This is a genomic window from Marichromatium bheemlicum, assembly GCF_012276755.1.
Taxonomy (GTDB): Bacteria; Pseudomonadota; Gammaproteobacteria; order Chromatiales; family Chromatiaceae; genus Marichromatium; species Marichromatium bheemlicum.
The window spans coordinates 1-21,075 of sequence record NZ_JAAXKX010000006.1; the positions used below are offsets into that span (position 1 = coordinate 1).

The 21,075-nt window shown below is 68.7% G+C and carries 21 protein-coding genes; 11 read left to right on the top strand and 10 right to left on the bottom strand.

Going from position 1 to position 21,075, the window contains the following annotated elements:
* Positions 1-39 precede the first annotated feature (39 nt).
* Entirely contained in the window at positions 40-3,147 is a 3,108-nt protein-coding gene (locus HF203_RS05905) for an efflux RND transporter permease subunit (RefSeq protein ID WP_168667622.1), read from the bottom strand.
* A gap of 90 nt (positions 3,148-3,237) precedes the next feature.
* Positions 3,238-4,410 carry an efflux RND transporter periplasmic adaptor subunit gene (locus HF203_RS05910; RefSeq protein WP_168667624.1) on the bottom strand — a complete coding sequence of 391 codons (1,173 nt, stop codon included), beginning with the start codon at positions 4,408-4,410 and terminating at the stop codon, positions 3,238-3,240.
* A gap of 138 nt (positions 4,411-4,548) precedes the next feature.
* Between HF203_RS05910 and HF203_RS05915 the strand changes: the two genes are divergently transcribed.
* A complete protein-coding gene (locus tag HF203_RS05915; RefSeq protein ID WP_168667626.1) occupies positions 4,549-5,133 on the top strand; it encodes a TetR/AcrR family transcriptional regulator in 585 nt (194 codons plus the stop codon).
* Positions 5,134-5,136: 3 nt separating this feature from the next.
* Here HF203_RS05915 and HF203_RS05920 read toward each other — a convergent pair whose 3' ends face one another.
* Together HF203_RS05920 and HF203_RS05925 are read right to left on the bottom strand one after the other, a co-directional pair.
* Entirely contained in the window at positions 5,137-5,436 is a 300-nt protein-coding gene (locus tag HF203_RS05920) for an RNA-binding protein (RefSeq protein WP_168667628.1), read from the bottom strand.
* A 31-nt stretch (positions 5,437-5,467) separates the two neighbouring features.
* On the bottom strand, positions 5,468-7,102 hold the full coding sequence (locus tag HF203_RS05925) for a methyl-accepting chemotaxis protein (protein WP_168667630.1): 1,635 nt from the start codon (positions 7,100-7,102) through the stop codon (positions 5,468-5,470).
* A 745-nt stretch (positions 7,103-7,847) separates the two neighbouring features.
* On the opposite strand from HF203_RS05925, the gene HF203_RS05930 reads away from it, so the two are divergent.
* The 10 genes from HF203_RS05930 (at position 7,848) to HF203_RS05975 (ending at position 18,092) form a co-directional block, all read left to right on the top strand.
* A complete protein-coding gene (locus HF203_RS05930; RefSeq protein WP_343043886.1) occupies positions 7,848-10,337 on the top strand; it encodes a methyl-accepting chemotaxis protein in 2,490 nt (829 codons plus the stop codon).
* A gap of 117 nt (positions 10,338-10,454) precedes the next feature.
* Complete coding sequence (locus tag HF203_RS05935) at positions 10,455-10,940, top strand: Na+/H+ antiporter subunit E (protein WP_168667634.1); 486 nt, start codon at positions 10,455-10,457, stop codon at positions 10,938-10,940.
* On the top strand, positions 10,937-11,197 hold the full coding sequence (locus HF203_RS05940) for an MrpF/PhaF family protein (protein ID WP_168667636.1): 261 nt from the start codon (positions 10,937-10,939) through the stop codon (positions 11,195-11,197). The genes HF203_RS05935 and HF203_RS05940 overlap by 4 nt, the downstream gene beginning before the upstream one ends.
* Positions 11,197-11,493 carry a monovalent cation/H(+) antiporter subunit G gene (locus HF203_RS05945; RefSeq protein WP_168667638.1) on the top strand — a complete coding sequence of 99 codons (297 nt, stop codon included), beginning with the start codon at positions 11,197-11,199 and terminating at the stop codon, positions 11,491-11,493. The genes HF203_RS05940 and HF203_RS05945 overlap by 1 nt, the downstream gene beginning before the upstream one ends.
* Positions 11,490-11,753, top strand: a complete 264-nt coding sequence (locus tag HF203_RS05950; RefSeq protein ID WP_168667640.1) for a Na(+)/H(+) antiporter subunit B — start codon at positions 11,490-11,492, stop codon at positions 11,751-11,753. Before HF203_RS05945 ends, HF203_RS05950 begins: the two co-directional genes overlap by 4 nt.
* Positions 11,750-12,415: an MnhB domain-containing protein gene (locus HF203_RS05955; protein ID WP_168667642.1), complete on the top strand. Its 666-nt coding sequence runs from the start codon at positions 11,750-11,752 to the stop codon at positions 12,413-12,415. Before HF203_RS05950 ends, HF203_RS05955 begins: the two co-directional genes overlap by 4 nt.
* Before the next feature lie 5 nt (positions 12,416-12,420).
* Entirely contained in the window at positions 12,421-12,708 is a 288-nt protein-coding gene (locus HF203_RS05960; RefSeq protein ID WP_246221676.1) for an NADH-quinone oxidoreductase subunit K, read from the top strand.
* Entirely contained in the window at positions 12,698-14,143 is a 1,446-nt protein-coding gene (locus HF203_RS05965; protein ID WP_168667646.1) for a complex I subunit 5 family protein, read from the top strand. Before HF203_RS05960 ends, HF203_RS05965 begins: the two co-directional genes overlap by 11 nt.
* Positions 14,140-15,645 (top strand): complex I subunit 5 family protein, encoded by a 1,506-nt coding sequence (locus HF203_RS05970; RefSeq protein ID WP_168667648.1) that lies wholly within the window; start codon positions 14,140-14,142, stop codon positions 15,643-15,645. The genes HF203_RS05965 and HF203_RS05970 overlap by 4 nt, the downstream gene beginning before the upstream one ends.
* Positions 15,642-18,092, top strand: coding sequence for a proton-conducting transporter transmembrane domain-containing protein (locus HF203_RS05975; protein ID WP_210424662.1), 2,451 nt, complete (start codon positions 15,642-15,644; stop codon positions 18,090-18,092). The genes HF203_RS05970 and HF203_RS05975 overlap by 4 nt, the downstream gene beginning before the upstream one ends.
* A gap of 21 nt (positions 18,093-18,113) precedes the next feature.
* Here the strand turns inward: HF203_RS05975 and HF203_RS05990 are convergent, their stop codons facing one another.
* From HF203_RS05990 to HF203_RS06015, 6 genes are all read right to left on the bottom strand, one after another.
* Positions 18,114-19,100 (bottom strand): LysR family transcriptional regulator, encoded by a 987-nt coding sequence (locus tag HF203_RS05990; RefSeq protein WP_168667650.1) that lies wholly within the window; start codon positions 19,098-19,100, stop codon positions 18,114-18,116.
* 227 nt (positions 19,101-19,327) lie between these two features.
* Positions 19,328-19,597 (bottom strand): 4a-hydroxytetrahydrobiopterin dehydratase, encoded by a 270-nt coding sequence (locus HF203_RS05995; protein ID WP_168667652.1) that lies wholly within the window; start codon positions 19,595-19,597, stop codon positions 19,328-19,330.
* Positions 19,594-20,052 (bottom strand): ferritin-like domain-containing protein, encoded by a 459-nt coding sequence (locus HF203_RS06000; RefSeq protein WP_168667654.1) that lies wholly within the window; start codon positions 20,050-20,052, stop codon positions 19,594-19,596. Before HF203_RS06000 ends, HF203_RS05995 begins: the two co-directional genes overlap by 4 nt.
* Positions 20,053-20,113: 61 nt before the next feature.
* Positions 20,114-20,422 carry an alpha-carboxysome major shell protein CsoS1 gene (csoS1, locus tag HF203_RS06005; protein WP_168667656.1) on the bottom strand — a complete coding sequence of 103 codons (309 nt, stop codon included), beginning with the start codon at positions 20,420-20,422 and terminating at the stop codon, positions 20,114-20,116.
* A gap of 48 nt (positions 20,423-20,470) precedes the next feature.
* Positions 20,471-20,773 carry an alpha-carboxysome major shell protein CsoS1 gene (gene csoS1, locus HF203_RS06010; protein WP_168667658.1) on the bottom strand — a complete coding sequence of 101 codons (303 nt, stop codon included), beginning with the start codon at positions 20,771-20,773 and terminating at the stop codon, positions 20,471-20,473.
* Positions 20,774-20,804: 31 nt separating this feature from the next.
* Complete coding sequence (locus HF203_RS06015) at positions 20,805-21,074, bottom strand: carboxysome peptide B (protein WP_168667660.1); 270 nt, start codon at positions 21,072-21,074, stop codon at positions 20,805-20,807.
* Position 21,075 lies beyond the last annotated feature (1 nt).

Consider the following 21,075-nt stretch of genomic DNA (forward strand, 5'->3'; position numbering starts at 1 on the left):
GGGGGGGCCGGGCTGGGGTTTAACCCCCCCGGCCGGCACTCAGGCGCGCCCCCCCCCGCGCCCGTTCATCCGTCCCCGCACCAGCACGAAGAACAGCGGCACGAACAGCACCCCGAGCAGGGTACTGGCGACCACACCACCGAGCACACCGGTACCGATGGCGTGCTGGCTGCCCGAACCGGCGCCGCTGCTCAGCGCCAGCGGCAACACCCCGAAGCCGAACGCCAGCGAGGTCATCACGATCGGGCGGATACGCATGCGCGCCGCCTCGATCGCCGCCTCGATCGCGCTCTTGCCCTGTTCCTGCAGGGTACGGGCAAACTCGACGATGAGGATGGCGTTCTTCGCCGCCAGGCCGATGGTGGCAAGCAGGCCGACCTGGAAATAGATATCGCTCGGTAGCCCGCGCCCGCTGGCGGCGATCACCGCACCGAGCACCCCGAGCGGCACCGCCAGCATCACCGCGAAGGGCACCGACCAGCTCTCGTAGAGTGCGGCCAGGGCGAGGAACACCACCAGCGCCGAGAGCGCATAGAGCATCGGGGCCTGAGCGCCGGCGGCCCGCTCCTCGAAGGAGATCCCGGTCCACTCCATGCCGATCCCGGTCGGCAATCGATCGACCAGCGATTCCACCACCGCCATCGCCTCGCCCGAGCTGACCCCGGGCGCAGGCTGACCGAGCACCTCGGCCGAGGGCAGCCCGTTGTAGCGCTCCAGGCGCGGTGAACCATGGGTCCAGTGCCCCGAGGCAAAGGCCGAGAAGGGGACCATCTCGCCATGCTCGTTGCGCACGTACCAGGCATCGAGGTCCTCGGGCTGCATGCGGAACTCGGCATCGGCCTGCATGTAGACCTTCTTCACCCGCCCGGCGTGGACGAAATCGTCGATATAAGCACTGCCCCAGGCGCTCGACAGGGTGTCGTTGATGTCGGCCAGCGACAGCCCGAGCGCCCCGGCCTTGATGCGATCGACCTCGACCTGGTATTGCGACTCATCCATCCGCCCGTTGGGGCGTACCGCCATCAATGCCGGGTGCTCGGCGGCCATTGCCAACAACTGGCCACGCGCGGCCATCAGCGCATCATGGCCAAGCTCGCCCTGGTCCTGCAGCTGCAGATCCCAACCGGTGGCGTTACCCAGCTCCACCACCGGCGGTGGCACAAAGGCGAAGACCCGCGCGTCGCGGATCCGCGCGAAGCGCTGCATCGCCCGTGCCGCCACCGCCTTGACGTGCTGCTGCGGATCGGTACGCAGATCCCAGTCCTTGAGCTGGACGAAGCCGATGCCCATGTTCTGGCCCTGCCCGGCGAAGCTGAAACCGGCGATGGTGATCAGCTGCTCGACGGTCTCCTGCTCGTCCTCGAGGAAGTACTGCTCGACCTCACGGATCACCTCCAGGGTCCGCTCCTGACTGGCCCCCGCCGGCAACATCACCTGCACCGCGAGGATCCCCTGGTCCTCGTCGGGGAGGAAGGCGGTGGGCATCCGTGCATGCAACATCGCGAGCACACCGACCAGCGCCAGATAGACGCCGACGAACAACCAGCGCCGCCGCACGATGCCACCGACGCTGCGGGTATAGGTGCCGACACTGCGCTCGAAGTTGCGGTTGAACCAGCCGAAGAAGCCGCGATTCGGGGCATGCTCGACCGGTTTGAGCAGGGCTGCGGTGAGCGCCGGGCTGAGGGTCAGGGCCACCAGCACCGAGAGCAGCATCGAGGAGACGATGGTCACCGAGAACTGACGGTAGATCACCCCGGTCGAGCCACCGAAGAAGGCCATCGGCACGAACACCGCCGAGAGCACCAGGGCGATACCGATCAGCGCGCCGGTGATCTGATCCATCGAGCGCCGGGTGGCCTCGCGCGGCCCCAGCCCCTCCTCGCGCATCACCCGCTCGACGTTCTCCACCACCACGATGGCATCGTCGACCAGGAGGCCGATGGCCAGCACCATGGCAAACAGGGTCAGGGTGTTGATCGAATAGCCGAAGGCAGCGAGCACCCCGAAGGTCCCGAGCAATACCACCGGCACCGCGATCGCCGGGATCAGGGTGGCGCGCAGGTTCTGCAGGAACAGATACATCACCACGAACACCAACAGCACCGCCTCGAGCAGGGTCTTGACCACCTCGTGGATGGAGATGCTCACGAAGGGCGTGGTGTCGTAAGGGAAGACCGCCTCCATCCCCTCGGGGAAGAAGGCCGAGAGCTGCTCGAGCTTGCGCTTGACCGCGTCGGCCGTCTCCAGCGCGTTGGCCCCGGTGGCCAGACGGATACCCAGGCCCGAGGCCGGCTGACCATTGTGGTGGGCGAGCTTGCCGTAGGTCTCGCCGGCGAGTTCGATACGGGCGACATCACGCAGATAGACGGTGGCCCCGTCGCTGGTGGTGCGCAGGCGGATGGCACCGAACGCCTCGGGGGTGCTCAAGCGGTCCTGGACGTTGATGGTGGCGCTGATGCGCTGCCCCGGCAGCGCCGGCACCGAGCCAAGCTCACCGGCCGAGATCTGCGCGTTCTCGGCGCGGACCGCGCGCGCCACGTCGGCGGGACTCAGCCCATACTGATTGAGCCGATTGGGGTCGAGCCAGATGCGCATCGCATACTGCGAGCCGAAGGCGGTGACCTCGCCCACCCCCTCGACCCGGCTGAGCGGATCCTTGACGCGACTGGCGATGTAGTCGCCGAGATCGGTGCGATCGAGCTGGCCATCGCGCGAGACGAAGGCCACCACCATGAGGAAGTTGCGCACCGACTTGGCCACCCGGATGCCTTGCTGCTGCACCGATTGCGGCAGCATCGGCAGCGCCAGCTGCAGCTTGTTCTGCACCTGCATCTGGGCGATGTCGGGGTCGGTGCCATTGGCGAAGGTCAGGGTCAGCGAGGCGACACCGGTCGACTCACTGGTTGCCGACATATAGCGCAACCCGTCGAGCCCGTTCATCTGCTGCTCGATGACCTGGGTGACCGAATCCTCCAGGGTGCGCGCCGAGGCCCCCGGATAGGTCGCGGTGATGGTGATCGCCGGCGGTGCGATATTGGGATACTGCGACACCGGCAGTGCCAGGATCGAGAGCACGCCGGCGAGCATGATGACGATGGCGATGACCCAGGCGAACACCGGGCGATCGATGAAGAAACGAGCCATGACAGGCGGACCTCTGCTCCGGAGATGGACGAATGCGCGCAAGCGCGGGGCGGTGGCGCATCATGGCGCCACCGGCGGCGGGCGAACCGCTCAGTCGTTGGTAGCGGCGAGTGGATCGACCTCGACGGTGCGCACCTGCGCCCCCGGACGGACCTTCTGCGAGCCCTCGACGATCACCCGATCGCCGTCCTCGAGCCCGGCATCGACCAGCCACTGCCCGTCGATGGCACGATCGATGACCAGCTCGCGCTGGGCGACACGATCGTCACCATCGACCACCAGCGCCGTGGGTTGACCGCGGCGGTCGTAACGCACCCCTTGCTGCGGCACCAGGATCGCCTGCTCGCGCACCCCCTCCTCGACCAGGGCACGCACGAACATCCCGGGCAGCAACAGGTGATCGGGGTTGGGGAAGGTCGCGCGCATGGTCACCGCGCCGGTGCTCGGATCAACCGTCACCTCGGAGAAGGCGAGCCGCCCGACGAGCGGATAGGTCGAGCCGTCCTCGAGGATCAGCCGCACCTGCGGCTGGGCGTCGGCGGCACGAGACAGCCGGCCGTCGTCGAGCGCCTGGCGCAACCCCAGCAGCTGGGCACTGGACTGGGTGATGTCGACATAGATCGGATCGAGCTGGCGCACCGTGACCAGCGCCAGCGACTGGTTGGCGGTCACCAGCGCCCCCTGGGTCACCACCGATCGTCCAACCCGCCCCTCGATTGGCGAGGTCACCCGGGTATAGGCGAGGTTGATACGAGCCGTAGCGAGCGCCGCCTCGTCGACTGCCACGGTGGCGACCGCCTCCTTGAGCGCGGCCTGGGCATCGTCGTGATCTTCCTGGCTGACGGCGTTGGCGGTCAGCAGGTCGGCATAACGCGTGGCCTTGAGCCGGGCGCGCTCACGAGCGGCGCGCGAACGGGCGAGCGCCGCCTCGGCGCTGTCATAGGCGGCTTGATACAGCTCGGCGTCGAGCTGGTAGAGCACCTCACCGGCACTGACATAGCCGCCTTCCTCGAACAATCGGGCCTCGATGATGCCACCGACCTGGGGGCGGACCTCGGCGATGCGATAAGGGCTGGTACGCCCCGGCAGTTCGGTGGTCAAGGTAGTGGGCCGCGCGGCGAGCGTCACCACCCCGACCTCGGGGGGAGCACCGGCGGCACTGGCGGTGCCGGGGGTATCGGAGGATTCACACCCGGCCAGGGCGAGGACGAGCGCGAAAGCGCACAGCAGCGCCGGGACCGAACGGCGACCGTCGAGTGTCATGGCAACCTCAGGGGGAAGTGGATTGAACGTTCATTCTAGAATGAATGATCAATCTAATCAGCGCCCCGAGCGGCGTCAAGCGTAGAATGCGCCCGGGCGCTTCCGACACCAGACATGCACAGAGGGGAGGAGAGGACGATGTCGCAATCATCGGCGACGCCGGAGCCGCGCTGCGAGGCCAGACGCAGACAGATCCTCGATGCCGCCGCCGCCTGCTTCGCCCGCGAGGGCTTCCACGGCGCCAGCATCGCCAAGATCTCGAAGGCCGCGGAGATGAGCTCCGGGCACATCTATCACTTCTTCGAGAACAAGGAGGCGATCATCGCCGCCCTGGTCGAGCGCAAGCTCGAGCAGTCGCTGACCATGGTGCAGCAGTTCGAGCACGCCGACGACGTGCACCAGGCGATGCAGGAGCGTGTCGACATCGGCGTCAACGAGCGCACCGACCTCGACTATGCCGCGCTGGAACTCGAGATCCTCGCCGAGGCGGCGCGCAACCCACGGGTGGCGGCGATCGTACAGACGGCCGATGCTGCCAAGCGCGAGCGCCTACGCCGCTTGCTGGTGAGCGCCCGCGGCGCCCCCAGCGGCGACGAGGCCGCCGCCACCGAGATCATCATGGCGCTGTTCGACGGCCTGGCCTCACGCGCGATCAGCAACCCGGGACTCGATCGCAACGCCCTGCTCGCGCCACTGCAGGCGGCGTTACGAGCCCTGACCTGAGGCTCACCAGGGGTTGATGCGCCGCTCCGCGCCACCCCAGGCCGCATCAGGTGTGGTGGCGCGGGGCCGATACTCACGCACCACCAGGGCCTGTCCCTCTAGACGCAGTCCACGCAATCGCGCGATCAGCGCCTCGCCCTCGACGCGCGAGGCGGTGCGGGCGACGAAGAAGTGATAGCCGCGTCGCCAGCGGTCCTCGCCGTCATAACGGTGCAAGTCGGCGCGTAACCCGACCCCGCCGATACAGGCGCGCAAGGCCTCCAGGGTCGCGCTCCCCGGCAGGTTACCGATGAACACCTCCATCGACCGACTCCTGCCCGCCGCCGAGCCTCGCTCAGGTCCTGAACTGGGTCGCCTGCGCCTGCAGCTCGGCGGCAAGGCGCTCGAGTTGTTGGCCGGCGTGCTCGAGCTCGTTCATGTTCTCGCTGGCGCGGTGGTTGGCGTCGCTGATCTTCACCACCCCCTGGTTGATCTCATTGGCCACTGCGGTCTGCTCCTCGGCGGCGGTGGCAATGCGGTTCATCATCTCCGAGATGCCGTCGACGGCACCGGTGATCGCCTCGAGGGCGTCGCCGGCACGTTCCACCCGGTCGACCGACAGCGTCGCCGCCTCCTGGCTCTGCCCCATCTCGTGGGCGGCCTGTCGCGAACTCTGCTGCAACCGCCCCACCATCGCCTCGATCTCGCGCGCCGAGGACTGGGTTCGGCTGGCCAGGGTGCGCACCTCGCCGGCGACCACCGCGAAACCGCGCCCGGCCTCGCCGGCACGCGCCGCCTCGATGGCGGCGTTGAGCGCGAGCAGGTTGGTCTGCTCGGTGATGCTCTGGATGACATCGAGCACCTTGCCGATGTCCTGGGCATCGACCTCCAGCGAGTGCAGCACCCCGGCGGCGGTCTCGATACGTTCGGCCAGGCCGGTGATCGCCATCACCGTCTCCTGCGCCTGGGCGCGCCCCTGATCGGAGAGCGACTTGGCCCCCTGGGCCGAGTCGGCGGCGCTGGCGGTGTTGCGCGCGACCTCCTCGGCCGAGGCGGTCATCTCCTGCATCGCGGTGGCGACGTGCTCGGACTCGACGTTCTGCTGGGTCGCGCCCTCGCGGGCCTCGAGCAGGTTGCCCGACATCTGCGTAGCCGCCGAGGACAGGCTGATCGCCGAGCCACCGATACGCTCGACCAACTCACGGAAGCGTGCGAGCATGCGCCCGAAGGCATGGGCGATCTGACCGATCTCGTTATCGGTATCGAGATCGATGGCCACCGAGAGATCGGCGTGCTCGGCAATGTGCACCATGGTGTCGCGTAGACGGCCGAGCTGCGAGGTGATCGAGCGATAGGTGATCCACCCGAGCGCTACCAGCACCAGGGTGGTCAACAGCCCCAAGGCGATGAATAGTAACCGCGACCGCTCATAGAGAGCGTTGGCCGCCTCGCGCTCGGCGCCAGCGACCTGTAGCTGCAGCTCCACCAGCTCGGTGATCTTGGCGCTGATCGGATCGATGCGCTCGTAGAGCGGGCCATCGAAGGCGTCGAGCCGACCGGCGACCATGCCGCGCAACCCGGCCAGCTCGCGCTCGAGCCCGCCAAGCGCCTGGTCGGCGCTGGCGAACAGCGCGCGTGCCTCATCGACTAGGCGTTGCTCCTCGGCATTGAGATCGGTCTGCAGATAACGCGTCCAACTCGTCTCGATCTCGGCACGCGCGGCGCGGATGCTGGCAAGCGCCTGCTCCGCGGTGAGACGCCCGGCATTGGCCTTGTTGACCGCATCGATGACGGACACGGCATAGTCGTCGGCGATGAGTTTGAGCCCCTTCATCGGCACGACCCGATCCTGATAGATCCGGTCAATACCGGCATTGACCCGCTGCAACAGGGTCGTGGCGCTCCAGGTCAACACCACCATGGCGAGGATGGGGATCAGCGCCAGGATCGCGAGCTTGGTGCTCACCCTGGCATTATCGATCAGTTTCATCGGCTAACTTCCTGCTAACGGGCCCGGGACAGGGAGATGACTCGCCACGATATCCCATCGGACCAGAGAATGAGAGACATGGCCATCGCGGCCTGTTGAGAAGATCCCGCCGCCACCGGCACCGGCACCGGCACCAACCACCGGCCTCGCCCCATGCCAGGTCATCGTTCACCCGCACCATGCCTCGGACGGACACGAACAGCGCCGATCCGTTGCGGCGCCAGCGACATCGCCCGTCGTCGGGTCGTGCATGAACGGCCCCTCAGCGACGCTTCAATCATAGCAACGCCGCCGGTGCCGGCAGCATGCGCATCATCGATGATCCGGCAATCGAGCCCCCTCGACACCACGCCGGGACAGACCTCCCGAACCCCGTCATGAGCCGCTGGACAGCGCCCCATCGCGACGCACCGTCGGTCGGGGTACACCATGACCGGCTCGGCAGAAACGTCTCCGTCCATCCCCGACCCCAGCCGCGCCATTGGATCTGCCACCGATCACCCCCAATAACGGTGCAGCAAAAGCCGTTACACCGGGACCTACCGGGGCGAGCCGCACGGAGCCTCACCTCGCCGATCACACGATGTGCACGACGGTCTGAGCACGCAACAATCAGAGGCACGGGCATTCGCACACACCACCCCCGTGCCGATCCGGTACAGACAAGCACAGGGGTAGACGCATGAGGTTGTTAAACAGGCACTCGATCGGTTTCAAGATCGCGCTATGGTCAGGCTCGATATTGGTGGTGCTCGGATTCGGGATCACCGTCTATGCCCTGTCACAGATGAACACCATGGCCGAGGAGCAGCGCATCGCGGCACTCGAAACGGCACGTGAGCTGATCATCAACGCCACCAAGGAACAGGCCGCCACTATCGAGGCCGACACCGAGGAGCCACTGAGCGTCGCTCGCACCCTCGCCCAGGCGCTCGGGGTGGCGGCACGCAAGGATGCCGACGCCATGACCACGGCGGACTGGAAACGCTTGAGCGAGCGCTACCGCGAACTCGAGGCGATCACCGCCATGGCGCGCGCGAGCGTCGCCGACTATGTCGCCGCCGAGCAACGCGGCGAACTCGGTCGTGCCGAGGCCCAGCAGTTGGCCATCGCCGCGATCCGGCGCATGCACACCGAGGACAGCAGCTATCTGTGGATCCAGGACCGGACCCAACCCTATCCACGCATGGTCTTCGACCCCGTCGAGCGTGAACTCGAGGGGCGGGTGCTCGACGACCCGAGCTACAACACCGCGATGGACGCCGGCAAGAACCTGTTCGTCGCCATCGACGAGCAGGTCGCCGAGGACGGTGCCGGCCACATCCATTACGACTGGACCCCCGAGGGCGAGTCCACGCCCCGCACCAAGCTCGCCTTCGCGCGCCAGATCCCGGAGTGGGACTGGGTGGTGGTCTCCTCGCTGTGGCTCGACGAGATGGCCTTCTTCTCGCGCGACGACGTCAACCAGATGCTGCGCGCGGTCCTCCTCGAGCACCCCGACTACCTCGGCGTCTACACCGCCTGGGAGCCCGACGCCTTCGACGGCGCCGACGCACGTTACGCCAACACTGCCAACCACGACGCCAGCGGTCGCTTCATCCCCTACTGGAGCATCGATGCCGCCGGGACCCCCAAGGTCGAGGCCCAGGTGGACTACGAGATCGAGGGCAAGGGTGACTTCTACCTGATCCCCCGACGCACCCGCCAGGAGCAGGTCATCGACCCCTATCTCTACCCCGTACAAGGCGAGGAGCGCCTGATCACCTCGATGGTGGTCCCGGTACTGCAGGGCAACGACTTCCGCGGCATCGTCGGCGTCGACATCGAACTCAGCCACTTCCAGCAACTCGCCGAGGAGACCGCCGCCGGGCTCTATGGTGGACGCGCCAAGGTCGCGCTGGTGGCCAACGACGGCACCATCATCGGCTCGAGCCGCCGCCCCGACATGGTCGGCAAGCCGCTCGCCGATCTCACCGACGATGCCACGCGCATCGTCACCACCCTGCAGCGTGGCGAGCCGCTACTGATCGAGAACGACACCGAGGTGCTCGCCTTCACCCCGATCCAGCTCGGCGTCAATGATCGCCCCTGGGGCATCGGTGTGGCGGTCCCGCTGGAGGCGATCACCGCCGCCGCCGACCACGCCGCCGCCGCCGCGCGTCAGTCGGCATTGGTGATGATCCTGGTCTCGGTGGTGAGTATCATCGTCGGCATCGTACTGATGCTGCTGGTCACCCGAGCCATCGTGCGCCGCATCCAAAGGCTCACCGGGATGATGCGCGACGTCGCCGAGGGCGAGGGCGACCTCACCCGTACCATCGAGATCCACGGCAAGGATGAACTCGCCGAGCTGGCCGCCGCCTTCAACCTGTTCCAGGGCAAGCTGCGCGACCTCATCGCCGAGATCGCCGGCGGCAGCGAGCGCCTGGCCGCCGCGGCCGAGCAGCTCTCGGCCACCAGCCAGCAGACCGACGACCAGGTGCGCATGCAACAGGCCGAACTCGAGCAGGTGGCCACGGCGATGAACGAGATGACCGCCACCGTCGCCGAGGTCGCCCGCAACGCCACCGAGGCGGCTGCGGCGACCCAACAGACCGACCAGGAGGCCGCCGCCGGCAGCCAGGTGGTGGCCAGCTCGATCGCCTCGATCGAGGTGCTCTCGCAGCGCGTCGAGGGCGCCACCGAGGTCATCGCCCGACTCTCCGAGGACTCGGCCGAGATCGGCAAGGTGCTCGACGTGATCCGCGCCATCGCCGACCAGACCAACCTGCTCGCACTCAACGCCGCGATCGAGGCAGCACGCGCCGGCGAGCAGGGGCGCGGCTTCGCGGTGGTCGCCGACGAGGTGCGCACCCTGGCCAGCCGCACCCAGGCCTCGACCACCGAGATCCAGCAGATGATCGAGCGGCTGCAGTCGGGCACCAGCCAGGCGGTAGCGGCGATGGAGGAGAGCCGCACCCAGGCCCAGGAGAGTGTCGCCATGGCCGGCGAGGCCGGCAGCTCGCTCGAGCAGATCACCCGCTCGGTGAGCACCATCAAGGACATGAACAGCCAGATCGCCAGCGCCGCCGAGGAGCAGGCCGCCGTCTCCCAGGAGGTCGATCGCAACCTGATCAACACCACCCAGGCGATCGAGGGGGTGAGCGCAGGCGCCACCCAGATCAAGCACGCCTCTGGTGAGCTGGCCGAACTCGCCGCCGGTCAGCAGGAGCGCGTCGGCCGGTTCAAGGTCTGATCGCCAGGCGCGATGTCACCGAGTGGGAACTCGGTGACATCGCGCCGGTCACTAGAAAAACTGCCGGCGTGGACGCCGGCCAGACGCATCTGCCAACGCACAGGGATATCGCCGATCGTGCATCGTCGTTCGACAGCCATCATCGCCCGTGGAGCACTGTTCGTGCTGCTCTGGTCGATCCTGGCTGGAACCGATCCCGCATCCTGGGTCATCGGCATCCCCACCGTGCTCTTGGCCACCTACCTCAGTCTCAGCCTCTCCTCCCCCGCGCGCCGGCGCCCCCGGCTACTGGCGCTGCTGCGCTTCCTGCCCTACTTCCTCGGGCAGTCGCTGCGGGGCGGTCTCGACGTCGCCCTGCGGGTCCTCAGCCCCCAGTTGCGGATCGACCCCGGCTTCGTCGACTACCGCACCCAGCTCACCGACCCGGCCGCGCGGGTGCTGTTCCTCGACACCATCAGCCTGCTACCCGGCACCCTGGGCGCCGATATCCGTCGCCAGTGGGTACGGGTCCATGCCCTCGATATCAGCAGTGATGTCCGCCCCGAGCTCGTCGAGTTGGAGCGCCGCATCGCCGCGCTGTTCGCACACGAGGCCAGCCCATGAAGACACTTGCCCTGATCGCTGCATTGGCCCTGCTGGCCAGCATGTCGCTGGGGCTGATCCAGGTGCTGCGCGGCCCCAGTGCAGCCGACCGGATGATGGGCGTGCAGCTGCTCGGCACCAACGGCATCGGCGTGCTGTTGCTACTCGCCATCGCGCTCGGGCTACCGGCACTGCTCGATGTCGCGCTGATCTTTGCGCTGCTCGCGGCGGTGGCCGCCGCCGCTCTCACCCGTCGCCGCCTGCAGGGGCCACCGTAATGAGTCTCGCGCTGGCCTTCTCGACGCTCACCATCCTGCTCGGCTGCGGCTTCTTCGCCGCCGGCAGCATCGGGCTGCTGCGTCTACCCGACCTCTTCAGTCGGCTCCACGCCCTGACCAAGGCCGACAACCTCGGGCTCGGGTTGGTGATCATCGGGCTGCTGCCTTGGGTCGACTCGCCCTGGCAGGGACTCAAGCTGGTATTGATCTGGCTGTTGGTGCTGCTCGCCGGCGCCACCGGCGCCCACCTGGTGGCCAAGCGCGCGCTGCGTGGTGACGGGGAGGACCTGAAATGACCCTGCTGCTGTTCGATCTGGTACTGATCGCCACCTTGCTGACCCTGGCCGTCGCTGCCCTCAACAGCGCCGAACCGCGGCGGGCGGTGATGCTGTTCATCGCCTTCGGGTTGTGGTTGGCACTGATCTGGGCACGGCTACGTGCGCCCGACGTAGCCCTCGCCGAGGCGGCCATCGGCGCCGGTCTGGGCGGCGCGCTGATGCTCGCCGCCGCCCGGCGGGCGGCACGCCGCCGTGAAGACGACGAGGCGCAGCGGTGAACGGCAGGCTGCGGCTGCTCATCGCCCTGCTGGCGGCGGTGCTCGGCGCCGCGCTGTTGTGGGTCTTCCTGCCGCTACTCGCCACCCGTCCTGAGTCGGCACTGGCCAAGGCGGCGCTCGCCGCACGACCACTGACCGGGGTGGGCAACCCGGTCACCGCGGTACTGCTCGACTACCGCGCCTATGACACCCTGCTCGAACTGGCGGTGCTGCTCGCCGCGCTGCTCGGAATCTGGTCGCTCGGCCCGCCGACCCCGGCCTATCAACGCGCCGGCGCCGCGTTGCGAGCGATGATCGCCTGGGTGGTCCCGCTGCTGGTGCTCGCCGGCGGCTATCTGCTGTGGGCCGGCGGTCAGGTCCCCGGCGGTGCCTTCCAGGGCGGCGCCCTGCTCGGTGCCGCCGGGGTGGTGCTGCGCCTCGGCGGCGATCCCCATGCCGGTCTGCCCGCCGAACCCTGGCAACGGCTGCTGGCCAGCCTCGGCGTCGGCGCCTTCGTGATCGTCGGTCTGGTCCTGCTCGGGCTCGGGCGCGACTTCCTCGACTACCCCTCGGCATGGGCCAAGTGGCTCATCCTCGTCATCGAGAGCGCCGCCACCCTCGCCATCGGCGCCACCCTGGCCGCGGCCTATGTCGGCGGCCGTCCCCCCGGAGGTACACGGTGATCCCCCTGCAGGCACTCTATGGCAGCGCCGGCGTGGTGCTCTTCGTTCTGGGACTCTGGTCGTTCCTGGTCCATGCGCCACTGCTGCGCAAGCTGATCGCGATCAACATCATGGGCAGCGGTGTCTTCCACCTGTTGATCGCGATCGCCGAACGCGGCACCGAGCCACCCGATCCGGTCCCACACGCCCTGGTACTTACCGGGATCGTGGTCGCGGTGAGCGCCACCGCCCTGGCACTGGTATTCAGCCGTCGTCTCGAGGACGCAGGAGGGCCGCCCGAGGATGAGTGCTAGCCTGCCACTCGCCGTCAGCCTGCCACTGCTCGGCGCGCTGGCCACGACGCTCGCCCCGCGCCGCGCTCGCACCCTCGGACTCATCGCGGCGCTGGCGAGCAGCGCCGTCGTCGCCTGGCTGGTCGTCGCCGTCTGGACCCAGGGGGCGCTACGCGTGGACCTCGGTGGTTGGTCCGCGCCGCTCGGCATCGGCTTGGAGGCCGGCGGCGCGAACACCCTGCTGCTGGCGATGACCGCGCTGGTGGCGCTGGCCATCAGTGTGCACGCCGGTGATTATTTCCGCGATCGCATCCAGCTGGGGCACTTCTGGCCACTGTGGCTACTGCTGTGGGCCGCGCTCAACGCCCTGCTGCTCGCCGCCGACCTGTTCAATATCTACGTCGGGCTGGAACTACTCGGGCTCGCCGGTGCCGCGCTCGCCGCGCTCGGCGGCTCACGTGCGGCGCTCTCGGCCAGCCTGCGCTACCTGCTCGTCGGCCTACTCGGCTCGATGACCTATCTGCTCGGGGTGGCGCTGATCTATACCGCCTATGGCCAGCTCGACCTCGGGCTGCTCGCCACACAGCTCACCGCCGGGGCGGCCGAGGCCACCGCGCTGGCGCTGTTGACCCTGGGACTGGCATTCAAGGCCGCGCTATTCCCGCTGCACTTCTGGCTACCGCCGACCCATGCCAACGCCCCGGCACCCGTCAGCGCTGCACTCTCGGCCCTGGTCGGCAAGGTCGCCGCCTGGCTGATCCTGCTGCTCTGGCTCGGCCCCTTTGCCACCGTCACCGCCCCGGCCGGCGCCACCCTGCTCGGCCTACTCGGCGCCTGCGGAGTGGTGTGGGGGTCGTGGCGGGCGTTGCGCGCCGAACGACTGAAACTGCTCGCAGCCCACTCCACGGTCGCCCAGATCGGCTATCTGTTCATCTTCGTGCCACTGCTCCAGGGACTCGCCCCGGGGTCCGAGCGCACCACCCTGATCGGCGCCCTGTTGCTGATGGCGCTCACCCACGGCTTCGCCAAGGCCGCCTTCTTCCTCGCCGCCGGTCAGGTGCAACAGCATGCCGGGCACGACCGTATCAGTGATCTCGGCGGCACCGCACAACGACTACCAGCAACCACCTTCACCCTGGGGCTGGCCGGGGTGGCGCTGATCGGGTTGCCGCCGAGCGGTAGCTTCATCGGCAAGTGGCTACTGCTCGAGGCGGCCATCGCCCAGGGCCAATGGTGGTGGATCGCGCCACTGCTCGCCGGCACCCTGCTCGCCGCCGCCTATGTGTTCCGGGTGCTGGCGCGCGCCTTCAACCTCGAGCCCACCCCACAACGCTTCGTCAACCAGGGTCGAGCCGAACTACCAGGGCTGGTACTGGCGGTAATCGCCGTGGTCGGCCTGGGACTGGCCGCCGGTGGTCTGTGGGGGCTGCTCGAAGCGGTGGAGGTGGAGCGATGAGCAGCGCGCTCGACACCCTGCTGCCGATGCTGATCGTGTGCTCCTCGCTGGTGCCCGGGGCGGTGATCTTCCTGGTGCGCGAGGACAGCCACCTGCTGCGCACCACGCTCAACATGGCCGGCGCCCTCACCAAGCTGGTACTGGTCGGGGTAATGATCTGGGGGGTCTATCACGAGCACGACTACGAGAGCCGCATCAACCTCGCCCCGGGCCTCGACCTGGTATTCGCCGCCGACGCCCTCTCGGTGCTCTTCGTCACCCTCTCCACGGTGCTGTGGTTGGTGACCACCATCTATGCCATCGGCTATCTCGAACGCACCCCCAACCGCAGCCGCTTCTTCGGCTTCTTCAGCCTCTGCGTCTCGGCCACCGTCGGCATCGCCCTGGCGGGCAACCTGCTCACCTTCGTGATCTGCTACGAGATCCTCACCCTCGCGACCTATCCGCTGGTCGCCCATCGCGGCACCCCGGAGGCGACCCGCGGCGCGCGCATCTATCTCTACTACACCCTCAGCGGCGGCGCCCTGTTGCTGCTCGGCGCAGTCTGGCTACAGACCCTCGCCGGGCCGCTCGACTTCGTCCAGGGCGGGATCCTCGGCGCACTGCCGACGGCTCTGCACGGCCAGTTCCAGGTAATCTTCGTGCTGCTGCTCGCCGGGCTCGGGGTCAAGGCCGCACTGGTACCACTGCACGGCTGGTTGCCGCAGTCGATGGTGGCCCCGGCACCGGTGAGCGCGCTGCTGCACGCGGTGGCCGTGGTCAAGGCCGGCGCCTTCGGCATCGTCCGGGTGGTCTATGACGTCTATGGCGTCGGCCTCAGCGCCTCACTCGGGCTGCTCGGACTGCTCGGGCTACTGGCCTCGATCACGATCGTCTACGGCTCGCTGCGCGCCCTGGTCCAGGACGGCCTCAAGGCCCGGCTGGCCTATTCCACCGTCAGCCAGGTCTCCTACATCGCCCTCGGTACCTCGATCTTCGGCCCGATCGCCACCGTTGGCGGGCTGGTCCATCTGGTCCACCAAGGGATCATGAAGATCACCCTGTTCTTCTGCGCCGGCAACTATGCCGAGACCCTCGGCGTCCACCGCGTCAGTCAGATGGACGGGGTCGGACGACGCATGCCCTGGACCACGCTGGCCTTCAGCGCCGGGGCGCTGGGGATGATCGGTATCCCGCCGCTGGCCGGCTTCGTCAGCAAGTGGTATCTCGGACTCGGCGCGATCGACGGCGGTGCCGGCTGGGTGCTGGTGGTGCTCGCCGCCAGTGGTCTGCTGAACGCCGCCTACTTCCTGCCGATCCTCTATCGCGCCTGGTTCCGAGCGCCGCCCGAGCAATGGCCTCAGGAACACATCTCGCGGCGCCGACTCGAGACCCGCGCCGCACTGCTGTGGCCACCCTTGGTGACCGCAGCACTCTGTGTGCTCGCCGGACTGCTCGCCGCCGCCCCCTTCAGCCCACTGGAGTGGGCCGAGCTGATCGCCCGCCGGGAGTATGACCGATGAGCGCCTGGCTGCTGCTCGCCGCCTGGGTCTGGCCGCTACTACTGGCCCCCCTCGCCTCCAGCACGCGTCACGGACGCTGGCTGGTCGCGCTCGGCCCCCTGCCGGCGCTCGGGGCAACGCTACTAGTCGCGCTCGGCACCCGCCTCGAGCTGCCGTGGCTGCTGCTCGGCAGCGAACTCGGACTCGATCGCCTCGGGCACACCTATCTACTGTTTACCGCGCTACTGTGGCTGGTCGCTGGGATCCATGCCGGCAGCGCCGGCCTCGGTCCGCGAGCCGGGCGCTTCCGCGCACTCTTTCTGCTGGCCATGGCCGGCAACCTGTGGCTGATCGTCGGTCAGGATCTGGCGAGTTTTTATGTCGGCTTTGCGATCATGGGGCTGGCCGCCTATGGGTTGGTGGTCCACGATGGTGATGCACGCGCCCGTCGCGCCGGGCGCGTCTATCTGACGATGGCGTTGATCGGCGAGGTCACCCTGTTCGCGGCCCTGGTGCTGATCGCCGCGACCAGCGGCACGCTCACCCCGGGGCCGGCCGAACTCGTCGAGCTGGGCCCCTGGGCGATCGGGCTGTTGCTCGCCGGGCTGGCGGTCAAGGCCGGGCTGGTGCCGCTACACCCGTGGCTGCCGCTCGCCCATCCGGCGGCACCGGCGGCGGCCAGCGCGGTGTTGAGCGCGACCATGATCAAGGTCGCGCTGCTCGGCTGGCTGCGTTATCTGCCGGTGGGCGTGATCGCCCTGCCCGGTTGGGGAGAACTGCTGACCGGTCTCGGGCTGCTGACCCTGGCGCTGGCCCTGCCGGTCGGGCTGATGCAGACCGAGGCGAAGACGGTACTGGCCTATTCGAGCATCGCCAAGATGGGGCTGATGGCGGTACTGCTCGGGCTGATGCTCACCGATCCGACGCTGGCCGAGGTCGGGGTCGGCGCGCTGACGCTCTATGTCGTCCATCATGCCCTGGTCAAAGGGGGGCTCTTCCTCGGGGTAGGGCTGCGCAAGGCAGGGGCCCCGGCACAGCCACTGGTCCTCGCCGGCATAGCAGTGCTGGCGCTGGCGATGGCCGGCGCGCCGTTGACCAGCGGGGCGGCGGCCAAGGCGGCCGTGGCCCCGCTGCTCGAGCACGCGCGCTGGCCGTGGATCCTCACCGTGGTCAGCAGTTCGGTGGTGGTGACCACCCTGCTGATGGCGCGATTGCTATGGCTGGTCGTCGGCCTCACCCCCCACCCCCACCCGGCCCAACGCGGGGCGTTGGCGAGCTGGGGCGGGCTGGTCGCGCTGGTGGTGCTATTCCCGCTGCTCGCGCCCGCCACACCCCAGCTCAAGGACGCGGGTCTGGTCGGCGCCGGGGTGGTCGTGGCAGCGCTCGTATGGCGCTGGCCCGACCCCCTGCGCAGGCTTGCCGGACGCGTCCCGCCCGGCGACTTACTGGCGCTGTTGACCCCCCTGTGGCGTCACGCCAGTAACGCCTGGCAACGCTTGGCAACGACCTGGCTCGGGATGATCCACCCCCTCATCACGCGCCTCGGCGAGCGGCTCACCCTGGGACCGTCGGTCGCCGACGGCGAACACGGGTTACGCCGCTGGCCGGTGGCCGGGGCGCTGTGGTTGACCCTGCTGCTGCTGTTGATCGGCACACTGTGGCGCACACCGGCCGAGACCATGGCAACAACAGAGGAGTCCGCCCCCCTGGTCGAACCCGCACCCGAGGTCGAACCCGCACCCGAGGTCGAACCCGCACCCGAGGTCGAACCCGCACCCGAGGTCGAACCCGCACCCGAGGTCGAACCCGCACCCGAGGTCGAACCCACACCCGAGGTCGAGCCCGCACCCGAGGTCGAGCCCGCGCCCAAGGTCGAACCCACACCCGAGGTCGAGCCCGCACCCGAGGTCGGGCCCGCGCCCGAGGTCGAACCCACACCCGAGGTCGAGCCCGCACCCGAGGTCGAGCCCGCGCCCAAGGTCGAACCCACACCCGAGGTCGAGCCCGCACCCGAGGTCGAACCCGCGCCCGAGGTCGAACCCGCACCCGAGGTCGAACCCGCACCCGAGGTCGAACCCGCACCCGAGGTCGAACCCACACCCGAGGTCGAACCCACACCCGAGGTCGGGCCCGCGCCGAGCGTCACACCAACGCCCCGCGTCGTCTGCGATCCGGCACGGCCCTTCCTGCTCGCCGCACCCGACGCCCCGGCGGGCGAGGACGTGCTCGCACTCCCCCGTTGTGGCAGCGACGGCACCGACCTCGACGCCCCCGAGTTGAGCAACGCGCTGGTGCGACGGGTGCAACGCTGGCTGGTGGCACACGGGTTCGACCCGGGCCCGATCGACGGGCTGATCGGGCCGCGCACACGCGCGGCGATCCGCGCCTTCGAACGCGCCCAGGGACAGCCCGCGCGCGGCGCGATCGACTTCGTGCTGCTCGAACGGCTCAGCACCCCGCCGCGCTGAAAACCACCACGAGCGGGGACACTAGGCTGCCGGGTCGGCAGCGTCCCAGCGGGTCAAGCGCACCCGCGCCTTGTCGAGCTGGCGGGTGAGCTGCGCGCTCTCGGCGTCGAGGAAGTCGAGGAAGGCCCGAGCCACCACCGACAACTCCTTGCCCTTGGCATGGGCCACGTGCCAATGGCGCTGCAACGGGAATCCCTCGACATCGAGCAACGCGAGCTGCGAGCGCGCGCTCTCTTGGGTCAGGGTATGCAGCGACAACACCGACAACCCGAGCTTGCCGTAGATGGCGTGCTTGATCGCCTCGTTGCTCCCCAGCTCCATGCGCACGTGTGGCCGCAGCCCGGCACACTCGAAGGTCTGCAGCACCACGTCGCGGATCCCCGACCCGGGCTCACGCATGATCAGGTGCTCCTCGGCAACCCGCGCCAGCGGGATGGCGCGCGCATGCGCCAACGGATGATCACGATGGGCGACGAGATAGAGCGGATTGGGCGCAAACACCCGGGAGACCATGTCGATCTCACGCTCCGGCGGCTGACCGAGGATGTAGAGGTCATCCTTGTTGGCGAGCAGCCGTTCGATCACCCGATCGCGATTGGTGACCTTGAGCGAGACATCGACCCCGGCGTGCTGCTGGCAGAAGCGCCCGAGCACCTCGGGGGCGAAGTACTTGGCGGTGGTGATCACACACAGACGCAGATAGCCGCGCTTGAGTCCCTTGAGGTCGGCGGCCTTCATCTCGAAGCGGTCGAGGGTGCCGAAGATCTCCTTGACCGCGATCTCCAACTCGCGACCGGCCTCGGTGAGATGGACCTGACGCCCGATCTGCTCGAACAGCGGCAACCCGATGGCATCACTCAATCGCTTGATCTGGGTCGAGACCGTCGGCTGGGTGAGATAGAGCTCGTCGGCGGCCTTAGTGAAGCTCTTGAGCCGGGCGATGGCCTCGAACACCTGCAACTGTCGCAGGCTGACGTGACGGACGAGGTTGAGCATGGGATCGAACATGGGGCCCCCGGTGACTGCGCTGACGGATGGATGCCGGGTCGCGCGTCGCGGCGCCACCCCGGTTCAGTCGGGCCAGACCCGTCGGCGCGGCAGCTGCGGCGCCGGCGCCGGTGACCCGGTGCGGGGCGAACGCGGGCGCTTGCGCCGAGGCTTGTGGGGAGGCGGATTCGCGGCCGGTGGATCGACCGGCGGCGCACTCCCCTCGGGTACGGGTGTCTCGGTACTCATCAACGCCCCTCCTCTGCATGCGCGAACAGCATATCGATCTCGCCGGCGAGCGCGCGGCGGCGCGCATCGATCTGCTCGGCACCGTCCTCGGCACGGATGGTGATGCTGACATGGGTCCGACCAAAACTGATGTCGGGATAATACCCGAGCCGTTCGCTGAGCCCGGCCATGTCCTCGAGGAAATCGCGGGTATGGTCGTAGTCGGTGAAGTTCAGTCGCCGTTCGAGCCGCGCCGGGCGGCTGCGTTCACGCCAATCGGTCTGGTTCATGTCTCGATGTCTCCAGCCGCCGGGGCGGCACGCAGTTCGTCGATCCACTCGGCAAGCACACGGGCGTGCGCCCGCTCTTCCTCGTACAGCGCCGCGAACAGCTCGGCGCTGACGGTATCGCCGACACGGGCGCTGTGTTCGGCGGCCTCGCGATAGAGCGCCAGCGCCTCGGCCTCGAGCACACGATCGGCCTCGAGCAGCGCCTGCAACGATGTCCCGGCCCGCACCGGACGCAGCCGCGAGGCCCCGGGCATGGCGCCGAGATCGAGCAGCCGCGCGGTCAACCGCTCGGCATGATCGAGCTCCTCGCGCGCCTCCTCACGCAGCCGCGCCGCCCCAGTCTCCAGCCCCCAGGCCGCGGCCAACCCGGCATGGGTGAGATACTGCTGCACCGCCCCGTACTCATGGCTCAACGCCCGGCCGAGATAACCGAGCACACGCGGGTCCAGCCTCATCGCATCACTCCTCCCGGTGGTCGCGCCGCCGCCACGGCGGCCGGGGCGCGACCGCCCGTGCTCAGCGGTCGCCGGCGCTGGGGCGTTCCGGCAGCACCGGCTCGACCTCGCGGTGCGGGCGGGCGATGATGTGCGCCGCCACCAGTCCGTCACCGACCCGTTCGCAGGCGTCGGCCCCGGCGCGCACCGCAGCGTTGACCGCACCGGTCTCGCCGCGCACCAGTACCGTGACATAGCCGCCACCGACGAACTCGCGACCGATCAACCGCACCTCGGCGGCCTTGGTCATGGCGTCGGCCGCCTCGATCGCGGGCACCAGCCCGCGCGTCTCGATCATCCCCAGGGCAATCCCGAAGGTTTCACTGGCCATGGTTGTCGACTCCTCGTTTGCTGGTTACTCAATGCCTCAGGCGACCGACTACGCCTCGGGCCGGCCCGTCGGCAGCACCGGCTCGACCTCGCGGTGCGGGCGGGCGATAATGTGCGCCGCCACCAGCCCGTCGCCGACCCGTTCGCAGGCGTCGGCCCCGGCGCGCACCGCGGCGTTGACCGCACCGGTCTCGCCGCGCACCAGCACCGTGACATAGCCGCCACCGACGAACTCGCGACCGATCAACCGCACCTCGGCGGCCTTGGTCATGGCGTCGGCCGCCTCGATCGCGGGCACCAGCCCGCGCGTCTCGATCATCCCCAGGGCGATCCCGTAATACTCGTCGGCCATGGTCTCTGACTCCTCTGTCTCAACATGAACGCTACGAACGTGGATCGGGACGCGCCGCGTCCGTCTCCCAGTGATCGATGATCCCGCCGATGCTCAGATCGGTGAGGATCGACTTGCCCACGGCGTGGCGCGCCGCCGAGCCGGAGATGGTGAACACCCAATTGCCTGGGCGCGCGCCCAGGGTGTCGACGGCCACCGCGCGGGTGCCGCGCGCGCCGCGCAACACCCGCAGCGACACCGATTCCAACCCGGGGATCCGCCGACTGCAGACCAGCGCACGCTCCACCTGCATGATCTCCATG